The sequence below is a fragment of the Streptomyces sp. CB01881 genome, from assembly GCF_002953255.1.
In the GTDB taxonomy this organism is placed as follows: Bacteria; Actinomycetota; Actinomycetes; order Streptomycetales; family Streptomycetaceae; genus Kitasatospora.
In genome coordinates, this window is sequence record NZ_CP026498.1 from 11,021,624 (window position 1) to 11,025,661 (window position 4,038).

Consider the following 4,038-nt stretch of genomic DNA (forward strand, 5'->3'; position numbering starts at 1 on the left):
ACGGGGGCGGACTCACCGCCCCGGGACGTCACGTCGGCCGGGCGGCTTCACAGTGGCGCGACCGTGCCGGGTTCTCACCGGCTTCCGCACACCGTCGTCTTGAGTTGTGGCAGGGACGGTACCGTGTCGCGGGCGCCCGGCCAAGGGTTTCGGCCGGGCTCACGGGCGCACGACGGGCGCGAAGCGGGGCCACGGATTCCCGTACGTATGCGCGCGACGGAGCACTGGAGGGAACGGGAGGACATCGGATGACCGTGCGCGTGATCTTCGTCGCACCGGCGATCGGAGCCGAACTGCGGGGGGCCCGGTTCGGCGACGACGCTCCGCCGGACGCGGCGGGCCTGGCGGCCGCCCGTGCGGCGGCGGGCTCGTTGCCGGCGACACCCCGGGGTTTCACGGCCCCCTCCAGCCGCTGCCGCCTGACCGCCGCTGCGCTCGGCGTCGACGCCGAACCGGCCGCGGCACTGGCCGACCTCGACGTCGGCAGTTGGCGCGGCCACAGCCTCGACGAGATCGCCGCGGCCCAGCCGATGGCCGTTTCGGCCTGGCTGGCCGACCCGACGGCCGCTCCCCACGGCGGCGAGTCGGTCACGGCCCTGTGCGCCCGTGTCGGTGGCTGGCTGGAGGCCCTGGCCGACCACCCCGGACGCGTGCTGGCGGTGGCCGAACCCGCGGTGGTCCGGGCGGCCGTGGTCCACGCGCTCGGCCTTCCCGCGGCGGCGTTCTGGAGGCTCGACGTCCGGCCACTGTCGGCCACCGAGCTTTCGGGGCGCGCAGGGCGGTGGAACCTCCGCTGCGGGGCTGATCTGACGCCTTCCTGAGCGCGGACGGGCCCGCCGGCCGCCCCGGCGGCACGTGGCACCGGCTCAATCCGCACAGCCACCTCGAAGTATTCGGTGGCCTTGCTCCGGAGAGGACAGCCGACCGGAGTGGAACATCTTCGGGCCCCGCTGCTCCGGCCCGATGGCCGAAGGACTGCTGTGGTGTGCCCGACCGGTCGTACGCGACGTGAGGCTTCGTATTCCATCGGTACGGTGATCATCATCGGCGGATGTGCCGCTCACGTGGGGTATCTGATGAACCGTCATACCAGGACCTCGTGAAGGGGAACCCGCACCGGGGGTGGAAGGTCCTCTGATCTGACGCGCCGTCCGCCCGGGCCGCAACCCGGCTCGGCCGCTCTCCCGTTCGTCGGCTCGGGAGTGGCCCTGGAGCGGCCTTGGTGCGGTCCTGGAGCGCGTCGGAGCACGGTGGACGGGGCGGGCTCCCGGTGATCAGGGGCAGCATTGTCTGCGCGAACGGTCCGGCCCGGGTGCCCCACCGGTCAGTGGGTGCGGTGGTGCGGAACTGCCGAGGCGCTCTTGGAATCACCCGATGAACGCTCCCACGACCCTGATGGCGCCGGCCTTTCCAGCACCCGGTGGTGCAGGCCGAGAACTGCGTACTGCCGTATTTCCTGATGCGCTCTGCCGTGTGCAGACCCGGCGGGGAATTCCTGCGCGCGGGGGAGACCCCGGCGAGCCGGGCCTTGGTCGAATCCTGGTCGGCGAATCGGGATTCCCCGGTCTTCCGCCCCGGTGTGATGCGGTACCTGATCCTGTCGTCGTGCGGGCATCTGCGTCAGCGGGAACCCGGGTGCTCGCATTCCCTTTCCCTGAAGAAGCTGCCCGTGCCGTGGACGGGACGGCGCTCCCGGTGTCTGTGCGGACGCCCACCGGCGCCGTCGGCGGTCCCCGGCGTCGGCCCGGTTCCAGTGGTGCCTCGTGGTGCCCGGTGGCGGCCGGCGGGTGCCTCGTCGGGGCCCGGCCGCCGGGCCGGGATGCGGCCGGTGCCGGCGGGGCGCAGGGTCGAGGTATGAGCGGAGTGGTCGTACTGGTCGAGCTGGAGCCGTCCACGGAGGTGCTGGACGCGGGCGAGGTGGATGTGGGTGCCCGGGTCCGGTGGGTGCACGCGGCGCCGCCCGATCCGGACGTGCCGGAGGACCCGGGCCCGGTCACGTTCTGCGGGATCGACACCGGAGACCTCGAACGGGAGGCTTACCAGCCGGCCGGTCCGGGCGATCCCTGGTACCCGCCGTCGCAGCGCACCCGGCGCTGCCGCGAGTGCGAGGCCGCGCTCAGGTCGCTCTGAGGGGCCCGGTGGACGGCCCGGCAGGCGTGCGGTGCCCCTGGTGGGCCCGGTCGGCCTGGCGTGGGGCCGGTTTGGCGTGGGGCCGGTCCGGTGGCACGGCCGGACCCGAACCGGTCCGCGCCGCACCGCCCATCCGTCCGTCGCGGGCGCGCCCTGCCTTCCCGGCCGGGAAGGGCGGGGTGGCCCGATCGGGCAGACCTGTCGGGCCGGCTTGCTCAGGCCTCTTCGGCCAGTTTGCCGTCGCGGAGCTCGATCACCCGGTCGGCCAGTCCCATGAGGGTCTGGTCGTGGGTGGCGACCAGGGCGGTGACGCCCTCGCTGCGGACGACGGCGCGCAGGAGCTGCATGATCGAGCGGCCGGTTTCGGAGTCGAGCTGGCCGGTGGGTTCGTCCGCGATGATCAGGTCGGGTTCGTTGGCGAGTGCGCGGGCGATGGCCACGCGTTGCTGCTGGCCGCCGGAGAGTTCGCCGGGCCGTTGGTCGGCGTGGTCGGCGAGTCCGACCAGGGCGAGCAGGGTGCGTGCCCGTTCCTCGCGTTCCGTGGCCGGTGTCCGGCGCAGTCGCATCGGCACTCCGACGTTCTCGGCGGCGGTGAGGACCGGGATCAGGCCGAAGGACTGGAAGACGAAGCCGATCCGGTCGCGGCGGATCGCCAGCCGTCCGTCCTCGTCGAGTCCGGCGAGGTCGGTGCCGTCCAGTGAGATCGTGCCGCTGCTCGGGCTGTCGAGGCCGCCGACCAGGTTGAGCAGGGTGGTCTTGCCGGAGCCCGACCGGCCCTTGAGTGCGGTGAGTTCGCCCCGGCCGAGGGAGAAGGAGACGCCGCGCAGTGCGTGCACGGCGCGTTCGCCGGTGCCGAAACTGCGGTGGAGGTCGGTGGCGGCCACCATGGGAGCGGTGACGGTGCCGGCCGGTTGCTGGGTCATACGGCGTCCCCCTGGGTGTGTTGCGAGTCGGGTGTGCTTCGGGCGTTCCCCGGCCGACTCGGCCGGGCGGCGAAGTGGTCTTGATGAGGTGTGCATGGCGATATCGGATTGCTGACGAGTCCTCGCATCGGAAGGAAAGGCCGATCGCGGTGTCGCCATTGCCGAGAATTTGCTCACTAGTTACATGATTCGCGCAAGTCCCTTCCGTTCGTGGATCGGTTCTGACAGAGTCGTCCGCTATCCGGTGATCAATCGCCGGTGATCACCGTAGCGGTACGCGACAGGCGTCCATCCCGTGGCAGAGACGTGCCCGGACGGGGGAGAGCTGCGCGGGACCGGAATGTACTGGGGGAGGAACGGGATGCTCGGCTTCGTCGTGCGCCGTCTGCGCGGGCGACTGCCGTTGGCCGCCGCGGTCCTGCTCACGGTGCTGATCACCACCGCAGTGCTCACGGCGCTGGTGGCGTTCAACCGCACCGTGGGGGAGGCCGGGCTGCGCCAGGCGCTCCAAGGGCCGGTCCGCGCGAGGACCACCGTGCTGGTCGGTGCCGACCACGGACTCGACAAGCGGCCCAAGGACGATGCGGCGGTGGGCGCTTACGCCGGAAGGCTCTTCGGGGACCTGCCGGTGCACACCGAGACCGTCGCCCGCAGCCGCTCCTACGGGCTCCCGCAGAGCCCGGCGCAGTCGTCCGGCACCCAGCCTGGCACTGGCACCGGCACCCAGCCCGGCAACGCGTCGGGCATCCAGCCGGCCACCGCCCCCGTGAAGGGGCCCGAGCTCACCGTGCTCGCGGCGCTCGACCATCGGCGTGTCACCCTGCTGGCGGGTGGTTGGCCGGCGGCGGCGGGTGTCACCGGGCCGGGGGCGGTGGAGGCGGCGGTGCCGCAGGCCGTGCTCGCGCGGCTCGGCCTCACTGCGTCCGCGCTGCCGGCGGAGGTGCGGCTGGAGGACCGTTACGACGGGTCGCCGCTCGTGGTGCGC

General features: G+C 72.8%; 3 protein-coding genes and 1 pseudogene. 3 read left to right on the forward strand and 1 reads right to left on the reverse strand.

Going from position 1 to position 4,038, the window contains the following annotated elements:
* Positions 1 to 248 precede the first annotated feature (248 nt).
* Positions 249 to 821, forward strand: coding sequence for a histidine phosphatase family protein (locus tag C2142_RS37480; protein WP_148647185.1), 573 nt, complete (start codon positions 249 to 251; stop codon positions 819 to 821).
* Between the two features lie 1,033 nt (positions 822 to 1,854).
* A complete protein-coding gene (locus tag C2142_RS37485; RefSeq protein ID WP_148647186.1) occupies positions 1,855 to 2,130 on the forward strand; it encodes a hypothetical protein in 276 nt (91 codons plus the stop codon).
* A gap of 215 nt (positions 2,131 to 2,345) precedes the next feature.
* Here the strand turns inward: C2142_RS37485 and C2142_RS37490 are convergent, their stop codons facing one another.
* Positions 2,346 to 3,053: an ABC transporter ATP-binding protein gene (locus C2142_RS37490; RefSeq protein ID WP_148647187.1), complete on the reverse strand. Its 708-nt coding sequence runs from the start codon at positions 3,051 to 3,053 to the stop codon at positions 2,346 to 2,348.
* A 361-nt stretch (positions 3,054 to 3,414) separates the two neighbouring features.
* On the opposite strand from C2142_RS37490, the pseudogene C2142_RS37495 reads away from it, so the two are divergent.
* Positions 3,415 to 4,038, forward strand: a pseudogene (locus C2142_RS37495) (hypothetical protein); the annotation flags it as partial.

Excerpts from the sequence above, each read along its gene's own strand:
- C2142_RS37485 (WP_148647186.1), top strand. The coding sequence starts at position 1,855 with ATGAGCGGAGTGGTCGTACTGGTCGAGCTGGAGCCGTCCACGGAGGTG.
- C2142_RS37480 (WP_148647185.1), top strand. The coding sequence starts at position 249 with ATGACCGTGCGCGTGATCTTCGTCGCACCGGCGATCGGAGCCGAACTG.
- C2142_RS37490 (WP_148647187.1), bottom strand. The coding sequence starts at position 3,053 with ATGACCCAGCAACCGGCCGGCACCGTCACCGCTCCCATGGTGGCCGCC.